The 16,725-nt window shown below is 63.0% G+C and carries 19 protein-coding genes; 13 read left to right on the top strand and 6 right to left on the bottom strand.

The features are described from left to right. Window positions 1-87 precede the first annotated feature (87 nt). Window positions 88-747, bottom strand: coding sequence for a methyltransferase (locus FGE05_RS28440; protein ID WP_139650188.1), 660 nt, complete (start codon window positions 745-747; stop codon window positions 88-90). Beyond that, on the bottom strand, window positions 744-1,208 hold the full coding sequence (locus FGE05_RS28445) for a hypothetical protein (RefSeq protein WP_139650190.1): 465 nt from the start codon (window positions 1,206-1,208) through the stop codon (window positions 744-746). Before FGE05_RS28445 ends, FGE05_RS28440 begins: the two co-directional genes overlap by 4 nt. Before the next feature lie 128 nt (window positions 1,209-1,336). Here FGE05_RS28445 and nrdR point away from each other — a divergent pair, with 128 nt between their 5' ends. From nrdR to FGE05_RS28500, 11 genes are all read left to right on the top strand, one after another. Further along, window positions 1,337-1,801: a transcriptional regulator NrdR gene (gene nrdR, locus FGE05_RS28450; RefSeq protein WP_013694316.1), complete on the top strand. Its 465-nt coding sequence runs from the start codon at window positions 1,337-1,339 to the stop codon at window positions 1,799-1,801. Beyond that, window positions 1,798-2,931 carry a bifunctional diaminohydroxyphosphoribosylaminopyrimidine deaminase/5-amino-6-(5-phosphoribosylamino)uracil reductase RibD gene (gene ribD / locus FGE05_RS28455; RefSeq protein ID WP_139650194.1) on the top strand — a complete coding sequence of 378 codons (1,134 nt, stop codon included), beginning with the start codon at window positions 1,798-1,800 and terminating at the stop codon, window positions 2,929-2,931. The genes nrdR and ribD overlap by 4 nt, the downstream gene beginning before the upstream one ends. Before the next feature lie 46 nt (window positions 2,932-2,977). Beyond that, window positions 2,978-3,643, top strand: coding sequence for a riboflavin synthase (locus FGE05_RS28460; protein WP_139650196.1), 666 nt, complete (start codon window positions 2,978-2,980; stop codon window positions 3,641-3,643). Between the two features lie 16 nt (window positions 3,644-3,659). Beyond that, window positions 3,660-4,751: a bifunctional 3,4-dihydroxy-2-butanone-4-phosphate synthase/GTP cyclohydrolase II gene (ribBA, locus tag FGE05_RS28465; RefSeq protein ID WP_024778362.1), complete on the top strand. Its 1,092-nt coding sequence runs from the start codon at window positions 3,660-3,662 to the stop codon at window positions 4,749-4,751. Window positions 4,752-4,976: 225 nt separating this feature from the next. Continuing rightward, the gene (ribE, locus tag FGE05_RS28470) at window positions 4,977-5,453 is read left to right on the top strand and encodes a 6,7-dimethyl-8-ribityllumazine synthase (protein ID WP_003206025.1); all 477 of its coding nucleotides are present in this window, start codon (window positions 4,977-4,979) and stop codon (window positions 5,451-5,453) included. Next, complete coding sequence (gene nusB / locus FGE05_RS28475; RefSeq protein WP_024778364.1) at window positions 5,450-5,950, top strand: transcription antitermination factor NusB; 501 nt, start codon at window positions 5,450-5,452, stop codon at window positions 5,948-5,950. The genes ribE and nusB overlap by 4 nt, the downstream gene beginning before the upstream one ends. Then, window positions 5,951-6,916 (top strand): thiamine-phosphate kinase, encoded by a 966-nt coding sequence (thiL, locus tag FGE05_RS28480; RefSeq protein ID WP_139650199.1) that lies wholly within the window; start codon window positions 5,951-5,953, stop codon window positions 6,914-6,916. After that, the gene (locus tag FGE05_RS28485) at window positions 6,913-7,416 is read left to right on the top strand and encodes a phosphatidylglycerophosphatase A (protein ID WP_139650201.1); all 504 of its coding nucleotides are present in this window, start codon (window positions 6,913-6,915) and stop codon (window positions 7,414-7,416) included. The genes thiL and FGE05_RS28485 overlap by 4 nt, the downstream gene beginning before the upstream one ends. 11 nt (window positions 7,417-7,427) lie before the next feature. Further along, on the top strand, window positions 7,428-8,186 hold the full coding sequence (locus tag FGE05_RS28490; RefSeq protein WP_139650204.1) for an ABC transporter substrate-binding protein: 759 nt from the start codon (window positions 7,428-7,430) through the stop codon (window positions 8,184-8,186). A gap of 109 nt (window positions 8,187-8,295) precedes the next feature. Then, window positions 8,296-8,913 (top strand): GTP cyclohydrolase II, encoded by a 618-nt coding sequence (gene ribA / locus FGE05_RS28495; RefSeq protein WP_139650205.1) that lies wholly within the window; start codon window positions 8,296-8,298, stop codon window positions 8,911-8,913. Next, complete coding sequence (locus FGE05_RS28500) at window positions 8,910-9,329, top strand: MFS transporter (RefSeq protein WP_139650207.1); 420 nt, start codon at window positions 8,910-8,912, stop codon at window positions 9,327-9,329. The genes ribA and FGE05_RS28500 overlap by 4 nt, the downstream gene beginning before the upstream one ends. Before the next feature lie 175 nt (window positions 9,330-9,504). Here the strand turns inward: FGE05_RS28500 and dxs are convergent, their stop codons facing one another. From dxs to FGE05_RS28520, 4 genes are all read right to left on the bottom strand, one after another. Next, window positions 9,505-11,403 carry a 1-deoxy-D-xylulose-5-phosphate synthase gene (gene dxs / locus FGE05_RS28505; protein ID WP_139650209.1) on the bottom strand — a complete coding sequence of 633 codons (1,899 nt, stop codon included), beginning with the start codon at window positions 11,401-11,403 and terminating at the stop codon, window positions 9,505-9,507. 113 nt (window positions 11,404-11,516) lie between these two features. Then, window positions 11,517-12,404, bottom strand: a complete 888-nt coding sequence (gene ispA / locus FGE05_RS28510) for a (2E,6E)-farnesyl diphosphate synthase (RefSeq protein ID WP_139650210.1) — start codon at window positions 12,402-12,404, stop codon at window positions 11,517-11,519. After that, on the bottom strand, window positions 12,401-12,643 hold the full coding sequence (locus FGE05_RS28515; protein WP_003185917.1) for an exodeoxyribonuclease VII small subunit: 243 nt from the start codon (window positions 12,641-12,643) through the stop codon (window positions 12,401-12,403). The genes ispA and FGE05_RS28515 overlap by 4 nt, the downstream gene beginning before the upstream one ends. 136 nt (window positions 12,644-12,779) lie before the next feature. Next, window positions 12,780-13,916 carry a Fic family protein gene (locus tag FGE05_RS28520; RefSeq protein WP_139650212.1) on the bottom strand — a complete coding sequence of 379 codons (1,137 nt, stop codon included), beginning with the start codon at window positions 13,914-13,916 and terminating at the stop codon, window positions 12,780-12,782. 270 nt (window positions 13,917-14,186) lie between these two features. Here FGE05_RS28520 and FGE05_RS28525 point away from each other — a divergent pair, with 270 nt between their 5' ends. Both FGE05_RS28525 and FGE05_RS28530 read left to right on the top strand, forming a co-directional pair. Then, window positions 14,187-14,975 (top strand): YfaP family protein, encoded by a 789-nt coding sequence (locus FGE05_RS28525; protein ID WP_139650214.1) that lies wholly within the window; start codon window positions 14,187-14,189, stop codon window positions 14,973-14,975. A gap of 33 nt (window positions 14,976-15,008) precedes the next feature. Next, window positions 15,009-16,718, top strand: a complete 1,710-nt coding sequence (locus FGE05_RS28530) for a DUF2138 domain-containing protein (RefSeq protein ID WP_139650216.1) — start codon at window positions 15,009-15,011, stop codon at window positions 16,716-16,718. Window positions 16,719-16,725 lie beyond the last annotated feature (7 nt).

Raw genomic sequence — 16,725 nt, forward strand, 5'->3', positions numbered from 1 at the left:
GCGAGCGGGCTCGCTCCCACGGTTTGATCGCGTGCTATCTGAAAAAAACTCGATCACCTGTGGGAGCGAGCCTGCTCGCGATGCCTTTCAGGGCGAACGCCGCGCGTGATACAGGCTCACATGCCGAAACTCCTCGGGCTCGGCCAGGTCCGGCAGGGTCATGGCTTCGAGCAGTTCGATACGTCGGTACAGTGGATGCTGGAAATCCCGTACCCGGGAGTCGGCCACCAGGGCCTCGCGGCCGCGGCTGAGGAACTGGTCCAGCAGTGGCAGGTTGGCCCGGTCGTAGAGCACATCGGCGACCAGGATCAGGTCGAAGCGATCCGCTTCGGCGAAGAAATCCGTCGAATAAGTCAGCGCCACGTTATTGAGCAGGGCATTGGCCCGGCATGCCGCGATGGCCAATGGATCCAGGTCGCACGCCACCACTTCCAGCGCCCCGGCCTTGATCGCCGCGATGCCCGCCACGCCGGAGCCGGCACCGAAGTCCAGCACCCGCTTGCCCTCGACCCACTGCGGTCGCTCGGCCAGGTAGCGCGCCATCGCCAGGCCGCTGGCCCAACAGAAGCTCCAGTAAGGCGGTTCATGGAGGATGCGCCGGGTTTCCTCCGGGCTGAAGGCGCGGTCCATGTTATCGCCGTCGATCAACCACAGCTTCAAATCAGTGCCGGGTAACGGGCAGTCCACCAGGTGCGCGTCTCCCAGCAACTCGCTCAGCGCGTGTTGCAGGTCCTGCGGTGCATTCATGGCGCTTTGACTAACTGCAAGGCGCCCAACGCCTGGGTGGTTGGTTGCGCGATGCGCTGCTCCGGCAGGTGCAGGATCAATTGGCCCGACTGGCTGGCACGGCCACGCAGTTCCACGCGGGCGCCGACCGGGAAGGCATCGGGGTTGAAACGCAGGCGGAAGGGCAGGGCGCGGTTGGTACCAATCAGGCTGGAGCTGGCGAGCAATTGCTGTGGACGGCCCTTGTCGTCGATCACCAGCAGCGCCAGTTCGACCTCGGCCCCGGTCGGTACGCCTTCGAGGGTGCCGCTCAGTTCCCGCTGGTACGCTGGCAATGGTCCCAACTCGGCGGCTTGCCGGGCTTTATCCTGGGCCTGTTTCGGTGCGGGCGCCGGTGCGGGCGCGGCGGGCTTGGGAGCGTCACTGCTGCACGCCATCAACAGGCTGAAAAGACTGAGCAAAACGAGCGATCGTAGCGGCATGTGCGGCTCCAACAGGGGTGAATTCCATGGATCTGACGGTAAGCCCGTCTGTATACCGTAAACCCTATGGCTTGTCTTGCCAGTGGGATGCGCTACCATGGCCCTCCCATTTTTTGTTGCCTGCCACCATGCACTGTCCCTTCTGCGGTGCCAACGACACCAAAGTCATCGACTCGCGACTGGTCGCCGAGGGCGAACAGGTCCGCCGTCGGCGCGAATGCCTGGCCTGCGGCGAACGTTTCACCACGTTCGAGACCGCTGAACTGGTGTTGCCGCGCCTGATCAAAACCGACGGCAGCCGCCAGCCGTTCGACGAAGAAAAACTGCGTGCCGGCATGCAGCGAGCCCTGGAAAAACGCCCGGTGAGCGTCGAGCGCCTGGAAGCGGCGCTGGTGCACATCAAGCACAAGCTGCGGGCGACCGGCGAGCGGGAGGTCAAATCCCTGGTGGTTGGCGAGCTGGTGATGGCCGAGCTGCAGAAGCTCGACGAAGTCGCCTACATCCGTTTTGCCTCGGTGTACCGGCGCTTCCAGGACCTGAACGAGTTCCGCGAGGAAATCGACCGCCTGGCCCGCGAACCGGTGAAAGAATGACCGTCCCGGCACAGCAGGCCGTCCTCGACGCCCATTACATGGCCCGCGCCCTGGAACTGGCGCGGCGCGGTCACTACACCACCCATCCCAATCCGCGGGTGGGTTGCGTGATCGTGCGTGACGGGCAGATTGTCGGCGAAGGCTGGCACATCCGCGCCGGTGAACCCCATGCCGAAGTCCATGCCTTGCGCGCCGCCGGTGAACTGGCCCGGGGCGCCACCGCCTACGTGACCCTCGAACCCTGCAGTCACCACGGCCGTACGCCGCCTTGTGCCGATGCGCTGGTCAACGCCGGTGTTGCCCGGGTCGTGGCGGCGATGCAGGACCCGAACCCGGAAGTCGCCGGTCGCGGTTTGCAACGGCTGGCCCAGGCCGGTATCGCCACCGAAAGCGGCGTACTGGAAGGCGAGGCCCGTCAGCTCAACCAGGGTTTTCTCAAGCGCATGGAGCACGGCTTGCCATTCGTGCGGGTCAAGCTCGCCATGAGCCTCGATGGCCGCACCGCCATGGAGAGCGGCGAAAGCCAGTGGATCACTGGCCCGGCGGCACGTTCAGCGGTGCAACGGCTGCGAGCCCAGGCCAGCGTGGTACTGACCGGCGCCGACACGGTGCTGGCGGATAGTGCCCGGCTGACCGTACGCGCCGATGAGCTCGGGCTGGATGCCGATCAGACAGCATTGGTCATGAGTCGTCCGCCGCTGCGGGTACTGGTGGACGGTCGCTTGCGGGTGCCGCTGGATGCCCCCTTCTTCAAGGCTGGCCCGGCGCTGGTCGCCACGTGCATGGCGGTGGAAGAACAGTACGCCAACGGTCCCGAATGCATGATCGTGGCAGGCGATGATGGCCAGGTCGACCTGCGGCGCCTGCTGGTGGAGCTGGCGGCTCGTGGCGTCAATGAGGTGCTGGTGGAAGCCGGCCCACGCCTGGCGGGGGCATTCGCCCGGCAAGGCTTGGTGGACGAATTCCAGATTTTTATCGCCGGCAAGTTCCTGGGATCTTCGGCGCGACCCCTGCTGGATTGGCCGCTGGCGCACATGAAAGATGCCCCGGCGCTGAAAATCACCGAAATCCGCGCCGTGGGCGATGACTGGCGAGTCATCGCCGTTCCCGTTCCGCCGGCCAGCGTATAATTCCCGGCCTTCGCTCAAGCGGCGGCCTGTTCTCGAGGAGGACTCCATGTTTACCGGCATTATCGAATCCATCGGCAGTATCCGTGCACTCACCCCCAAGGGCGGCGACGTGCGGGTTCACGTCGAAACCGGCAAGCTCGACCTGAGCGACGTCAAACTGGGCGACAGCATCGCCGTGAACGGTGTCTGCCTGACTGCCGTCGAACTGCCCGGCAATGGTTTCCTGGCGGACGTCAGCCGCGAAACCCTCGACTGCACCGCCATGAACGACCTCAAGAGCGGTAGTCCGGTCAATCTGGAGAAAGCCCTCACGCCCACCACCCGGTTGGGCGGGCATCTGGTCAGCGGCCATGTCGACGGCGTCGGCGAAGTGGTTTCGCGCACCGATAACGCCCGGGCCGTGGAGTTTCGCATCCGTGCGCCGAAGGAGCTGGCCAAGTACATCGCGCACAAGGGCTCGATCACCGTCGACGGCACCAGCCTGACGGTCAACGCGGTGGATGGCGCCGAATTCCTGTTGACGATCATCCCGCACACCTTGAGCGAAACCATCATGGCTTCGTACCGGCCTGGGCGCCGGGTCAACCTGGAAGTCGACCTGCTGGCCCGTTACCTGGAGCGCTTGCTGCTCGGTGACAAGGCCGCAGAGCCGACGTCCGGCAGTAACATCACCGAAAGCTTTCTGGCCGCCAACGGCTACCTCAAATCCTGACCCAAGGGGGTGCCGCGTGGCGCTCAATAGCATCGAAGAGCTGGTTGAAGACATCCGCCAAGGCAAGATGGTCATCCTCATGGATGACGAAGACCGCGAGAACGAAGGCGACCTGATCATGGCCGCCGAATGCTGCAAGGCCGAACACATCAACTTCATGGCCAAGCACGCCCGTGGCCTGATCTGCATGCCGATGAGCCGCGAGCGTTGCGAGCTGCTGAAGCTGCCGCTGATGGCTCCGCGCAACGGTTCCGGCTTCGGCACCAAGTTCACCGTGTCCATCGAGGCCGCCGAGGGCGTGACCACCGGCATTTCCGCCGCTGACCGCGCACGCACCGTGCAAGCCGCCGCCGCGAAGGACGCCAAGGCCGAAGACATCGTCAGCCCTGGCCATATCTTCCCGCTGATGGCCCAGGCCGGCGGTACCTTGGCCCGCGCCGGCCACACCGAGGCAGCGTGCGACCTGGCGCGCATGGCCGGTTTCGAGCCCAGCGGCGTGATCTGCGAAGTGATGAACGACGACGGCACCATGTCCCGTCGCGCGGAACTGGAGGCCTTCGCCGCCGAACACGACATCAAGATCGGCACCATCGCCGACCTCATCCATTACCGGATGATCCACGAACGTACCGTTCAGCGGATTGCCGAGCAGCCGCTGGACAGCGAGCTGGGCCATTTCAACCTGGTGACCTACCGCGATTCGGTGGAAGGCGACGTGCACATGGCACTGACCCTGGGCACCGTCTGCGCCGAAGAGCCGACCCTGGTCCGCGTGCATAACATGGACCCGCTGCGGGACCTGCTGATGGTCAAGCAACCCGGCCGCTGGAGCCTGCGGGCCGCGATGGCCGCGGTGGCGGAGGCCGGCAGCGGCGTGGTGCTGCTGCTCGGACACCCCCTCGATGGCGATGTGCTGCTGGCGCATATCCGCGAAACCGGCGAGCAATTGCCGGTGAAGAAGACCACCACTTACAGTACGGTCGGCGCCGGTTCGCAGATCCTGCGTGACCTGGGCGTACGCAAAATGCGCCTGATGAGCGCACCGATGAAATTTAATGCGATATCCGGTTTCGATCTGGAAGTTGTAGAATACGTGCCCTCCGAATAATGACCTCGTTCAGTTAAGGAGGTCTTCCCCCTGTGGGAGCGAGCCTGCTCGCGAAAGCGGTGCATCAGGCGACATTAATGTCTCTGAGCTGACGTCATCGCGAGCAGGACCGCTCCCACTAGGGGTGCAGTTTCCTGGAATGAACGGCTGGCCCTGTAATTCGTGGCTAAATATCACCGAGGAGCGCGCACCGAGCGCGTTCCGGCTCTTTAAGAGAATTGACGAATGACCCTGAAGACCATCGAAGGTACCTTCATCGCCCCCAAAGGCCGCTACGCTCTGGTAGTGGGCCGTTTCAACAGCTTCGTGGTCGAGAGCCTGGTTGGCGGTGCGGTCGATGCCCTGGTTCGCCATGGCGTGAGCGAAAGCGACATCACCATCATCCGTGCCCCTGGCGCCTTCGAAATTCCGCTGGTTGCGCAGAAAGTCGCTCAAAAAGGCGAATATGCAGCAATCATCGCCCTGGGCGCGGTCATTCGTGGCGGTACTCCGCATTTCGAGTACGTGGCTGGCGAGTGCACCAAGGGCCTGGCCCAGGTGTCCATGGAGTTCGGCGTGCCGGTGGCTTTCGGCGTGCTGACCGTTGATTCCATCGAGCAAGCCATCGAACGTTCCGGCACCAAGGCCGGTAACAAAGGCGCCGAAGCCGCCCTGTCCGCCCTGGAAATGGTCAGTCTGCTGGCGCAGTTGGAGGCCAAGTGATTAGCGACGAAAGCGATCGTTTCAACCCGCGCGATCCCAAGCCTGCCGATGCCGGCAAGCCTTCGAAAAGCGTCAAGCGTCGCGAAGCCCGTCAGCTTGCGACCCAGGCGCTGTATCAATGGCACATGGCCAAGCAGTCGCTGAACGAGATCGAAGCGCAGTTTCGTGTCGATAACGATTTCAGCGATGTTGACGGCGCGTATTTCCGCGAGATCCTCCACGGAGTTCCGGCGCACAAGACCGAAATCGACAAGGCCCTGGCACCTTGCCTGGACCTGACCATCGAAGAGCTGGACCCGGTTGAACTGGCGGTGTTGCGCCTGTCCACCTGGGAACTGATGCAGCGCGTCGACGTACCGTATCGCGTAGTGATCAACGAAGGGATCGAGCTGGCGAAGGTCTTCGGTTCCACCGACGGACACAAATTCGTCAACGGTGTGCTCGACAAGCTCGCCCCGCGTCTGCGGGAAGCTGAAGTGAAGGCGTTCAAGCGCTGAATGGGTGAGTTTGAGCTGATCCGCAGCTATTTCGCCGCAGCGCCTTGTGCGCAGGGCGGCGACGGCGTTGCGTTGGGGATCGGCGACGATTGTGCCTTGCTGGCGGTTCTTCCCGGGGAGCAGTTGGCAGTGTCCACCGACACGCTCGTGGCCGGTGTGCATTTTCCAGATCCTTGCGATCCATTCCTGCTCGGCCAGCGCTCGCTGGCCGTGGCGGTCAGCGATCTCGCCGCCATGGGCGCCAGGCCCCTTGCCTTTACCCTCGCCCTGACCTTGCCGACGGTGACAGCCGATTGGTTGCAAGCCTATGCCCGTGGTTTGAACCAGATGGCCCAGGCTTGTGGCGTTGCGCTGGTGGGTGGTGACACCACTCGCGGGCCGCTGAGCCTGACCATGACCGTGTTCGGTCGCGTGCCGTCCGGCCAGGCGTTGACCCGGAGCGGCGCGCAGCCTGGCGATCTGCTGTGTGTCGGTGGTGAACTGGGCAATGCTGCCGGTGCATTGCCGCTCGTGCTTGGCCAGCGTCACACTGAGCCGGCCGTCGCCGAGCCGTTGCTGGCGCATTATTGGTCACCGCGTCCGCAGACCAGCCTGGGGCTGGCGCTACGGGGCAGGGCCAGTGCGGCCATGGATATTTCCGATGGTCTGCTGGCCGATTGCGGGCATATCGCATTGGCGTCCGGCGTGGCCATCCAGGTTGAACGGGAGCGCTTGCCGCTGTCCAACGCTTTGCTGGCCTTCCTCGGCCGAACGGACGCGGAGCAGGCCGCGCTGAGCGGGGGTGACGATTATGTGCTGCTGTTCAGCTTGCCACCGGTCCGATTATCGGCGTTGCAGGCCGAAGGCTGGCCAATCCACGTGATCGGCAGTGTCATGGCAGGGCAGGGTGTCATGCTGGTGGACGCCGATGGAAGCGACATCACCCCGCAAATCCGGGGTTATCAACATTTTCGGGAGACACCGTGACAGATCATCCCAACCAGGTTCCAGCCGAATTCGTCCCCCCCTCGGTCTGGCGTAATCCCTGGCATTTCCTGGCATTTGGCTTCGGTTCGGGTACTTTGCCCAAGGCGCCAGGTACATGGGGCTCGCTGGTTGCGCTACCCTTCATACCGTTGTGGCAGATGTTGCCGGACTGGGGCTACTGGCTGATGCTCGGCATCACCATGCTGTTCGGCTTCTGGTTGTGTGGCAAGGTGGCGGACGACCTGCGTGTGCACGATCATGAAGGGATCGTCTGGGATGAAATGGTCGGGATGTGGATTACCCTGTGGCTGGTGCCGGAAGGCTGGTACTGGCTCTTGGCGGGTTTCCTGATGTTCCGCTTCTTCGATATTCTCAAGCCATGGCCGATCCGGTGGATCGACCGGCATGTCCACGGAGGCGTCGGTATCATGCTCGACGACATCCTGGCCGGGGTGTTTGCCTGGCTGGCAATGCAAGGACTGGTGTGGTGTCTTACCTGAGGGATCCAGGCATGAGCGTAAGTCGAGCGCTGTTGCTGGTGTTGTGTCTGGGCGTGAGTCTCGGCGCCCTGGCGGTGGAGCCGACGCCATTGCCCGGCAAGATCCGCGCCGCCAGCGAGGAATGGGCCGACTACACAGAAGCCGACGGGCGGGGCATGGCCTGGGACATCCTGCGCGAAGTGTTCGAGCCCGAGGGCGTGAAGCTGGAGACCCGCACCGTGCCCTACACCCGTTCGATCGGCTTGGTACAGCGTGGGGAGGTCGACGTGCAGGTCGGTGCCTATCGCGATGAAACAGAAGGGCTGCTCTACCCCTACTGGCACTACGACGTTGATCACATCTATGCCCTGGGGCTGGCCTCCAAGCCGACGCCCACGCTGGAGACGATCGGCAACTACCGGTTGGTATGGATGCGCGGCTACGAATACAACAGCTACTTGCCCAACATCAAACGCTTCAATGAAATCCATCGTGCGGTAGGAATCTTGCCGATGCTGGCCCATGACCGGGCGGATTTCTACATCGACGCCTTGATGGAAATCCAGGGCGTGCTCGCCAAGGCCGACAATCCCCAGCAATTCAAGCTCTCGCCGTTGATCAACCTGCCGCTGTACCTGGGCTTCGCCAATAATGAAAACGGACGGGCCCTGCGTGCGCTGTTCGACCGGCGTATGGAAGTGTTGGTGAAAAGTGGTCGGTTGAAACCGATTTTCGAGCGTTGGAAACAACCTTATCCTTTCGACGAGCACGGTAAGCCACCGAAGCCGTAATCAATCTCTTCGATAGTAATAGTCGACAATTCAGCCTAAGCGTCTGCCGGGACCTGCTGTTACAATGCTCTCCTCTGCGAATCTCCAGTACTAGATCAGGAGCACACCGGTGCCTGTCGTTTTTGTTGCCGCTTCCAAGCTGCCAACGCCCTTTGCGCAATTCACCATGCATGGTTTTCTGGATGAGGCCACCGGCCGCGAGCACGTTGTGCTGAGCCTGGGTGATATTGCCGACGGCGTTCCGGTACTGGGCCGCTTGCACTCCGAATGCCTGACGGGCGATGCCCTGTTCAGCCAGCGCTGCGACTGCGGCTCGCAACTCGAAGCCGCCTTGCAGGCCATTGCCCGCGAAGGTCGAGGCGTGTTGCTGTACTTGCGCCAGGAAGGGCGTGGCATCGGTCTGTTGAACAAGATCCGTGCCTATGAATTGCAGGATGGCGGTGCCGATACCGTGGAAGCCAACGAGCGCCTCGGGTTTGCCGCCGACCTGCGTGACTACAGCATCTGCCTGCCCATGCTCGAACACCTGGGCGTCAAGTCCCTGCGGTTGATGACCAATAACCCGCGCAAGGTCAAGGCGTTGACCGAAATGGGCATCGTGGTGGCGGAGCGGGTGCCGCTGCACACCGGCCATAATCCCCACAACAAGCTGTACCTGGCGACCAAGGCCAGCAAGCTCGACCACATGATGGGCAATGAGCACCAGGGCGAGGTCGACCGGGCGTGACGCGGGGTCAGGTGCGGCGACGGCTGTCCATCAGCTGGTGGAAATACCTGGCGTTGGCGTTGCTGCCGCTGTTCGTGATCAATCTGGTCTTCGGCCAGGGCGAAGCGATCCTGCCGGTGTTGGCGATGCCGCTGTTCATCGCCGGCGTGGCCTCGATGTTCGTCAGCCTGCGATTCTTTGGCGCATACAAACACGCTTTGATCGCCACCCAGAATGCCCTCGATACCCCCGAAGAGCCCCAGGCCTGGATCACGTTGGCTGCCAGTCGGCGTGCTGCGTTCCTGGTCGCCGGGCTGCCGGCCTGGATCGGTGCCCTGGCGGTGTTCGTGGGCCTGGAAGCCGTGCCGCTGATGTTGCTGGCCTTGTCTTCCACGGTGCTGTTCTACCTGTATCGCCTTCCGCGTCAGCTCGGCTGATAGACCGCGGCGTCCCTATCGCGAGCAGGCTCGCTCCCACAATTGAATGATGGTGTCTGTTCGGGCGCGGTCCCTTGTGGGAGCGAGCCTGCTCGCGATGGCGGTGTATCAGTCCAAACAGTCGTCGACTGACAGATCGCATCGCGAGCAAGCTCGCTCCCACAGGGTAGGTAGGTTACAGGCCCAGCAACTGCAGCCGCCGGCGCACGGATGCTTCGATCCCAGCCTCGTCCAGCCCGCACTCGGCCAGCATTTGCGCAGGCTTGGCGTGTTCGACGTAGATGTCCGGCAGGCCCAGGTGCAGCACGGGCTTGAGGATGTTCTCCCGGGCCAGGAACTCACTGACCGCCGCGCCGGCGCCGCCCATGATGGCGTTTTCCTCGATGGTCACCAGCAGCTCATGGCTGGCGGCCATTTCGCGGAGCAGGGCTTCGTCCAGCGGTTTGACGAAGCGCATGTCCACGACAGTGGCGTCCAGGGTCTGTGCGACTTTCAAGGCCTCGGCCAGTTGCACGCCGAACACCAACAGGGCGGTCTGCTTGCCCTGGCGGCGGATCACACCCTTGCCGATCTCAATCGGCTCGAGGGTGGTCTCGATGGTCGCGTTCGGTCCGCTGCCACGGGGATAGCGCACCGCCGCTGGGCCATTGAACAGGTGGCCGGTGGTGAGCATCTTGCGCAGCTCGTTTTCGTCGCTCGGGGTCATCACCAGCATGCCGGGGATGCAGCGCAGGTATGAAAGGTCGAAGCTGCCGGCGTGAGTCGGGCCGTCTTCGCCCACCAGGCCGGCGCGGTCGATGGCGAACAGCACATCGAGATTCTGCACCGCGACGTCATGGACCAGCTGGTCGTAACCGCGTTGCAGGAAGGTCGAATAGATCGCCACCACCGGTTTTGCCCCTTCGCACGCCATGCCGGCGGCAAAGGTCACGGCGTGCTGTTCGGCAATCGCTACGTCGAAATAGCGTTGCGGGTAGCGTTCGCTGAAGGCCACCAGGTCCGAGCCTTCCTTCATGGCGGGGGTGATGCCCACCAGGCGCGAGTCCTTGGCGGCCATGTCGCACAGCCATTGGCCGAATACGGCGGAGTACTTGGGGCCACCGGCCTTTTTCGGGGCGGAGGCCGGGGCATCCAGCGGTTCGAGCTTGGTGATGGCGTGGTAACCGATAGGGTCGACTTCCGCCGGGGCGAAGCCCTTGCCCTTCTTGGTCACCACATGCAGGAACTGTGGTCCCTTGAGGTCACGCATGTTGCGCAGCGTGGCGATCAGCGTCGGCAGGTCATGACCGTCGATCGGGCCGATGTAGTTCCAGCCCAGTTCTTCGAACAGCGTGCCGGGGACCAGCATGCCCTTGGCATATTCCTCGGTGCGGCGAGCGATTTCCCAGGCGCCGGGCAAGCGCGACAGGACCTTCTTGCTGCCTTCGCGCATGCTGGCGTAGGTGCGGCTGGAAAGGATCTTCGCCAGGTAGTTGGACAAGCCGCCGACATTGCGCGAGATCGACATGTCGTTGTCGTTGAGGATCACCAGCATGTTGGCGTTGACTTCCGGCGCGTGGTTCAGCGCCTCGAAAGCCATGCCCGCCGTCAGGGCGCCATCGCCGATCACGGCAATGGCCTTGCGGTCGCTGTTCTGCAGCCGGGAGGCAATGGCCATGCCCAGGGCAGCGCTGATGGAGGTGCTGGAGTGACCGACGCCAAAGGTGTCGTATTCGCTTTCGGAGCGCCGTGGGAATGCCGCGATGCCGTCCTTCTGGCGCAGCGTGCCCATGCGCTCGCGGCGACCGGTGAGGATCTTGTGCGGGTAGGCCTGATGGCCGACGTCCCACACCAGCCGGTCGTCCGGAGTGTCGAATACGTAATGCAGCGCGATGGTCAGCTCGATGACGCCCAGGCCGGCACCGAAGTGCCCACCGGTCTGGCCGACCGTATAGAGCAGTTCCAGGCGCAACTCATCGGCCAGGGTTTCCAGCTCGGCTTCACCCAGCCGACGCAAGCCGTCCGGCGTGTTGGCGCGGTCCAGCAGGGGCGTGGTCGGGCGTTTGCGGGGAATCTCTTGAAACGTCGTGGGCATCAGGCGAATCGTTATAGGTATAGAAAGAGGCGGCAGTTTACCTTATGCATCGCAAGCTGCCCACGCGTTGGCCGGAACTTGGCCGATACGCAGTCTGAAAGGTTGACCCCGTATCAGCTGCGTCGTTCGACGATATAGCGCGCCAAGTCGCGCAGCGGTTCGGCCGCCGCGTCAAACAGCCGCAACGCTTCCAGGGCCTGGTCGCGCAATTCCAGGGCGTAGGCCTTGGCGGCGTCGAGGCCCAGCAGGGCCGGGTAGGTCGGCTTGTCGCGGGCGATGTCCGCACCCTGGCGCTTGCCCAGAGTCTGGGTATCGCTTTCGACATCGAGGATATCGTCCTGCACCTGGAACGCCAGGCCGATGGCTCGGGCGTATGCCTGCAAGGCGTGCAACTGTTCTGGGGTGGCCCGGCCGCTGGCGAGGGCGCCGAGCTTGACGCTGGCTTCGATCAGGGCACCGGTCTTGTGCCGGTGCATGTATTCCAGCGCACCCTGATCCAGCTTCAGGCCGACCGAACCCAGGTCGATGGCCTGGCCGCCGACCATGCCGGCGGGTCCTGCCGCCAGTGCCAGGGTGCTGACCATGTCCAGGCGGACCTGTGCCGGGCAATCGCTCAGGGACGGATCGAGCAGGGCGCTGAAGGCCAGGCTCTGCAAGCCGTCACCGGCCAGGATCGCGCAGGCTTCGTCGAATTGCTTGTGGGTGGTCGGCTGGCCGCGACGCAGGTCGTCGTCATCCATGGCCGGCAGGTCGTCGTGCACCAGGGAATAAGCGTGGATCAGTTCCACCGCACATGCCGCGCCGTTGGCCTGTTCGGCCACACCGCCCAAGGCTTCGCATGCGGCATAAGCCAGCAGGGGCCGCACACGCTTGCCGCCGTTCATCACGCTATAGCGCATGGCTTCGTACAGGCGCGCCAGCTCGGGGCTCGGCGCGGTAAACAAAGTGCTCAACGCAGCATTGACCCGGGCCTGGCTGCTGGCCTGATAGGCGCCGATCATTCAGGCTGTTCCGCGTCGAAAGGTTCTTCGGTCAGCTCGCCATCGCGCTCGAGCAGCAACTGCACCTTCTGCTCGGCCTGGGCCAGCGCCGCCTGGCAGTCGCGAGTCAGGCCGATACCTTGTTCGAAGGCAGTCAGCGAGTCTTCCAGCGACAATTCGCCGTTCTCCAGCCGTTCGACCAGCGTTTGCAGGTCGGCCAGGGATTGTTCGAAGTCCAATGCAGCTTTTTTGCGGGCCATGGCGGCTATTCCGGTTGACTGTTAAACCGGCGCGACACTAGCAGACATGGGGTTTTGGGGCAAATCAGGGCGGGTTACAGGTGGCGTGTTCGTTTGTGGCGCCCCTTTGCAGCATCTGCTCGCTATAAACGCAATCTCATGCCGCTGGATAATTGATCCGGTACCGAGTGCTGCGTCCACCTCCCGGTAAGCGCTCCAGACAGCCTTTTTCCAGCAACTCCGTCAGATGTCGGGTTGCCGTTGCCTTGGAAACCTTGGCTACGGCCTGGTACTGCGCGGCGCTGATACCCTGCTCAAAACCTTTTTCACCACCATCGAGCAACCGGTTAAGCACTTTGGTCTGTTCTGGCGTGAGTCCTGAGGCGCGATGGACCTGCCAGAACCGTGCCTTACCTAGCACGCTTTCGATCTGCACCATGGCTTTGTGCAAGCTGCGTGACAGGGTCTGCAGAAACCAGCTAAGCCAATCGGTGATATCCAACGTAGCTTTCTGAGTGCTTTCGAGGGCTCGGTAATAGCCTGCGCGGTCTTCCAGAATGCTCACGGACATGGCGTAGAAACGGATTGCCTGGGCTTCGCCCTGAGCCAGTGCGAGATCGGTGAGAGTGCGGGTCAGGCGGCCGTTGCCGTCGTCGAACGGATGCAGAGTGACAAACCAGAAGTGGGCGATACCGGCCCGCAACAATGGATCGAGTCCGGGTTGATGGCGGCTGGCCTCAAACCAGTCGAGGAACGTTTGCAATTGCCGTTCGAGACCTTGGCGAGGCGGTGCCTCGAAATGAACGGTAGGGCGGTCCAACCTGCCCGAGACCACTTGCATCGGCTCGTCCCCCCGCAGCGAACCTACGCGGATGTGCTGGTGGAAAAGTTCCTCCGCCTGCTCAGGGAACAGCCACTCATGCCATTCAAGTAGCCGCTCGACCGTCAGGGGCTGGCTGAAATGCCGGGTCGCATCCAGCAGAAGGTTTGCCAGACCCTCGCTGCGCGGGCTGACGGGGTTATCGCCGGCCCGCTCCAGGCCCAGGCGTCGGGCCAGGGACGACCGCACCGAGCCCACATTCAATTGCTCCCCTTCAATGGCCGAAGAGGTCACGATGTTCTGCAACAACGCGTCAAGTTCGTTCTGGGCGTTGAGCGCCTTAGTGACAGCGCCGGTCATTCCGAGCAATTGACCTTGGGTTTGTACGCATTCCCGTAGCAGAGGCGTTAACGCTTCAGACTGCCAGTGAAAGTTGGGCCAGTCGGGCTGTTGCCAGATCCAATAGGGTTCCATGAGTCTCTCCATTCCTGGGATGAGCCGAATAATAATGCTATTCGGCTCATTTTGTGAGCCGAATAAATTCACTAATCGGCTCACGCTCTCCTCAAGACGTGATTTCCCACACAGAATCACGCGTTCCCCGATTGTGAATAACGCGCCGAATCGCTAACCTTCGCGCCATCTACAGCCCCCGTATGGCGGGCCCCTGACGAAACCTGAAAAAAGATAATCAATGCGCCGAGGAAGGGCGCCGGGTTGCGTTGTGCATGGCAGGAGGCATACATGCGTTTTCTTTCATTGCTGATCGCGCTGACGGTCGCACCGCTGGTGTGGGCCGAGCCTACGGCCGAGATGTCGGAGCCGGTGGGCGGCTGGCGTTACAGCGGCTTGCTCGATCGCACTGAAAACCCGCAGGTGGCCTATCCCACGCCGCCCATCGACCGGGGCGTGCAGCGCAATCGCACGATGATCGAGGGCCGGCTCAAGGCCATGGGCACCGCCCGTCCGCCCCACAGCCTGGCGGTCAATGGCAATCCACTGAATCTCTATACCGACGACGAAGGCCGTTTCGCCCGGCCGTATGCGTTCGGTGCCGGCTCCAACAGCGTCGAGGTCCGCAGCTCCGAAGGCAAGTCCCTCAAGCGTGTGCAGTTCTACGAGGCCAACAACCTGCGGACCCCGGCGCAGATCCGCGTGGTGCTGGGCTGGGACGATCCCAAGGCCGAACTGGACCTGCACATCATCACCCCCGACGGCCAGCACGCCTTCTTCGGCCAGCCGGCGCTGAGCAACGGCGGCGGCCTCGACCCGGACGGCGTCGATGGCCCCGGCCCCGAAATGTTCACCATGACGGCGCCAATGCACGGCACCTACCTGGTCTACGTGAACTATTGGGGCAACTACGGCGACGGCGGCTATAACTTCGACGAGACCAGCAACCAGAACGAGGTGATCACCTCGCAGATCAATCTGGTGCTCAACGAAAACACCGTCAATGAGAAACGCGAAACCTTTGTCGTGCCCTTGCGCGCCATCGGCGATCTTTTGCTGGTCAAGACTTTCAACTACTAATTCCGCTCCACGGATGAACAGGCCCTTGTGAATATGAGCGACAACACTGCTTCCCCGACCGTGCCGACACCTGTCGCTAAACCTGCGCGCCGCTGGCCGGCGCTGCTGATCGGGCTGTGCCTGGTGGCCGGTGTCGCCGCCGGGTTGGGCTGGTTCATGCACAAGCCCAAGGCGCCGCCCACGGCGCTGGCCCTGGAAAAGCTCGGCCTGAGTCGTCCCGACGGGCTGCTCGAAGCCCATTCCCTGAGCCAGTTGCCCAAGGACCTGTTAGCGGTGCCGTTCCTCAAGGCCACGCTCACCGAGGATTTCGTCTTCTATTACCAGGCCCATGCCGACCGCCTGGGGCTGATCGGCAGCCTGCGCCGGATCATCTACGAGCATGACCTGAAGCTGCAGGACAGCCTGATCGAAGAGCTTTTCGACCAGCCGGCCGATGTGGCGCTGTGGCGCGGCGCGGATGGCCGGCTCAAGGATTTCCTGCTGGTGATGGACCGCGGCGGGTTGGCCAAGGTGCTGGAACCGCTGGCGAAAGTCGCCCTGGACGATACGCAGTTGAGCAAGCTCAGCGACCTGAAGGTCGGCGGCGATGACGTCGCGCTCTACCAGCTCAGCTACAACGCCAGCAAATCCCTGGTCTTCGCCTCCCACGGCGACAAGCTGGTGGTGCTGTCCGACCCGACCAAGCTCTATGACCCGGCCAATGGGGCGTCCGAAGAGCACGGCAGCGTTTCGACCACCGCGCTGGCTGCGCTGCTCAATGGCGACAAACTCTTCACCGAAGCCTTCGGCCTGCCGCCCAAGGCGCCTGAGGTCAAGCAACGTATCTCGGTCAATGCCAGCGTGCTTGCCATGGGCTACCAGCGTTTCATCCCGAACTTCGCCGGGTTGCGTTTCGACATGGACGACAAGGGCTGGCACAGCTTCCTGGCCATGGACGAACTGGAGAACCAGCCGGATTTCGACTTCAAGCCGATCTGGCAAGCCATGCCCGTGGGCGCGAGTGCCTGCGTGGCCTTGCCATTGGCCGCTGAACAACAGAAACCGCTGCTGGTGAAACTCGGTGCCGAGGAGAAAGCCGCCCAGGCCATGGTCGACCATATGGCCGGCGCGGCGGGCCTGTGCTGGTACGCCGATTCGCGGCTGTACACGCCGCTGCTGGTGGCCAGCCTGAACGAAGACGACGGCAAGATCGACGCCGACCTGGGCAACCTGTTCGGGTCGATGGTGGGCGCCTATGAAAACAATGTGGCCGAGCACGCGTTCCCGGTTGTCGAGAAGCAGGAAGGCTCGATGCATCATTGGCAGCGCCAGGTGAGCTCCAATTTCGGCCCGTACCTGGCCAAGGACTCGCTGCAACCCGATGCCATCACCGGCAAGGCGTTCATGCGGGTCAGCCTGGCGCGCCACGGTTCGACCCTGCTGTTCTCCCTCGACGACAAACTGGTGGACAAGGCTCTCGGTACCCTCGACAAGCGCTTCCCGCCGATGGCCGACGTGGTGCCCAAGGATCTGCTGATGCCGTTCTACTTCGGCCCGGACTCCATGGCCCAACTGATGCAGCGTGAAACCCTGGACAGCTTGCCCCAGGACATGGAACCGGTGTTCTACAACGCCGCGCAGACCTACCTGATTCCAAAACTGCGCACCCTCGGCGGTTATGGCAAATACGCGTTGACCCTGCCGGCAGGCAGCGAGCCGGACGGCCACTGGCAGTGGTTGCCGCTGGAATGGAAAGCACTGTGACCGGATT

It is taken from the genome of Pseudomonas sp. ICMP22404, assembly GCF_006227205.1.
Taxonomy (GTDB): Bacteria; Pseudomonadota; Gammaproteobacteria; order Pseudomonadales; family Pseudomonadaceae; genus Aquipseudomonas.

Bases quoted from the DNA above. Each gene is read 5' to 3' on its own strand.
- FGE05_RS28440 (WP_139650188.1), bottom strand. From the start codon at position 747: ATGAATGCACCGCAGGACCTGCAACACGCGCTGAGCGAGTTGCTGGGA.
- FGE05_RS28445 (WP_139650190.1), bottom strand. From the start codon at position 1,208: ATGCCGCTACGATCGCTCGTTTTGCTCAGTCTTTTCAGCCTGTTGATG.
- nrdR (WP_013694316.1), top strand. From the start codon at position 1,337: ATGCACTGTCCCTTCTGCGGTGCCAACGACACCAAAGTCATCGACTCG.
- ribD (WP_139650194.1), top strand. From the start codon at position 1,798: ATGACCGTCCCGGCACAGCAGGCCGTCCTCGACGCCCATTACATGGCC.
- FGE05_RS28460 (WP_139650196.1), top strand. From the start codon at position 2,978: ATGTTTACCGGCATTATCGAATCCATCGGCAGTATCCGTGCACTCACC.
- ribE (WP_003206025.1), top strand. From the start codon at position 4,977: ATGACCCTGAAGACCATCGAAGGTACCTTCATCGCCCCCAAAGGCCGC.
- thiL (WP_139650199.1), top strand. From the start codon at position 5,951: ATGGGTGAGTTTGAGCTGATCCGCAGCTATTTCGCCGCAGCGCCTTGT.
- FGE05_RS28490 (WP_139650204.1), top strand. From the start codon at position 7,428: ATGAGCGTAAGTCGAGCGCTGTTGCTGGTGTTGTGTCTGGGCGTGAGT.
- dxs (WP_139650209.1), bottom strand. From the start codon at position 11,403: ATGCCCACGACGTTTCAAGAGATTCCCCGCAAACGCCCGACCACGCCC.
- ispA (WP_139650210.1), bottom strand. From the start codon at position 12,404: ATGATCGGCGCCTATCAGGCCAGCAGCCAGGCCCGGGTCAATGCTGCG.
- FGE05_RS28515 (WP_003185917.1), bottom strand. From the start codon at position 12,643: ATGGCCCGCAAAAAAGCTGCATTGGACTTCGAACAATCCCTGGCCGAC.
- FGE05_RS28520 (WP_139650212.1), bottom strand. From the start codon at position 13,916: ATGGAACCCTATTGGATCTGGCAACAGCCCGACTGGCCCAACTTTCAC.
- FGE05_RS28525 (WP_139650214.1), top strand. From the start codon at position 14,187: ATGCGTTTTCTTTCATTGCTGATCGCGCTGACGGTCGCACCGCTGGTG.
- FGE05_RS28530 (WP_139650216.1), top strand. From the start codon at position 15,009: ATGAGCGACAACACTGCTTCCCCGACCGTGCCGACACCTGTCGCTAAA.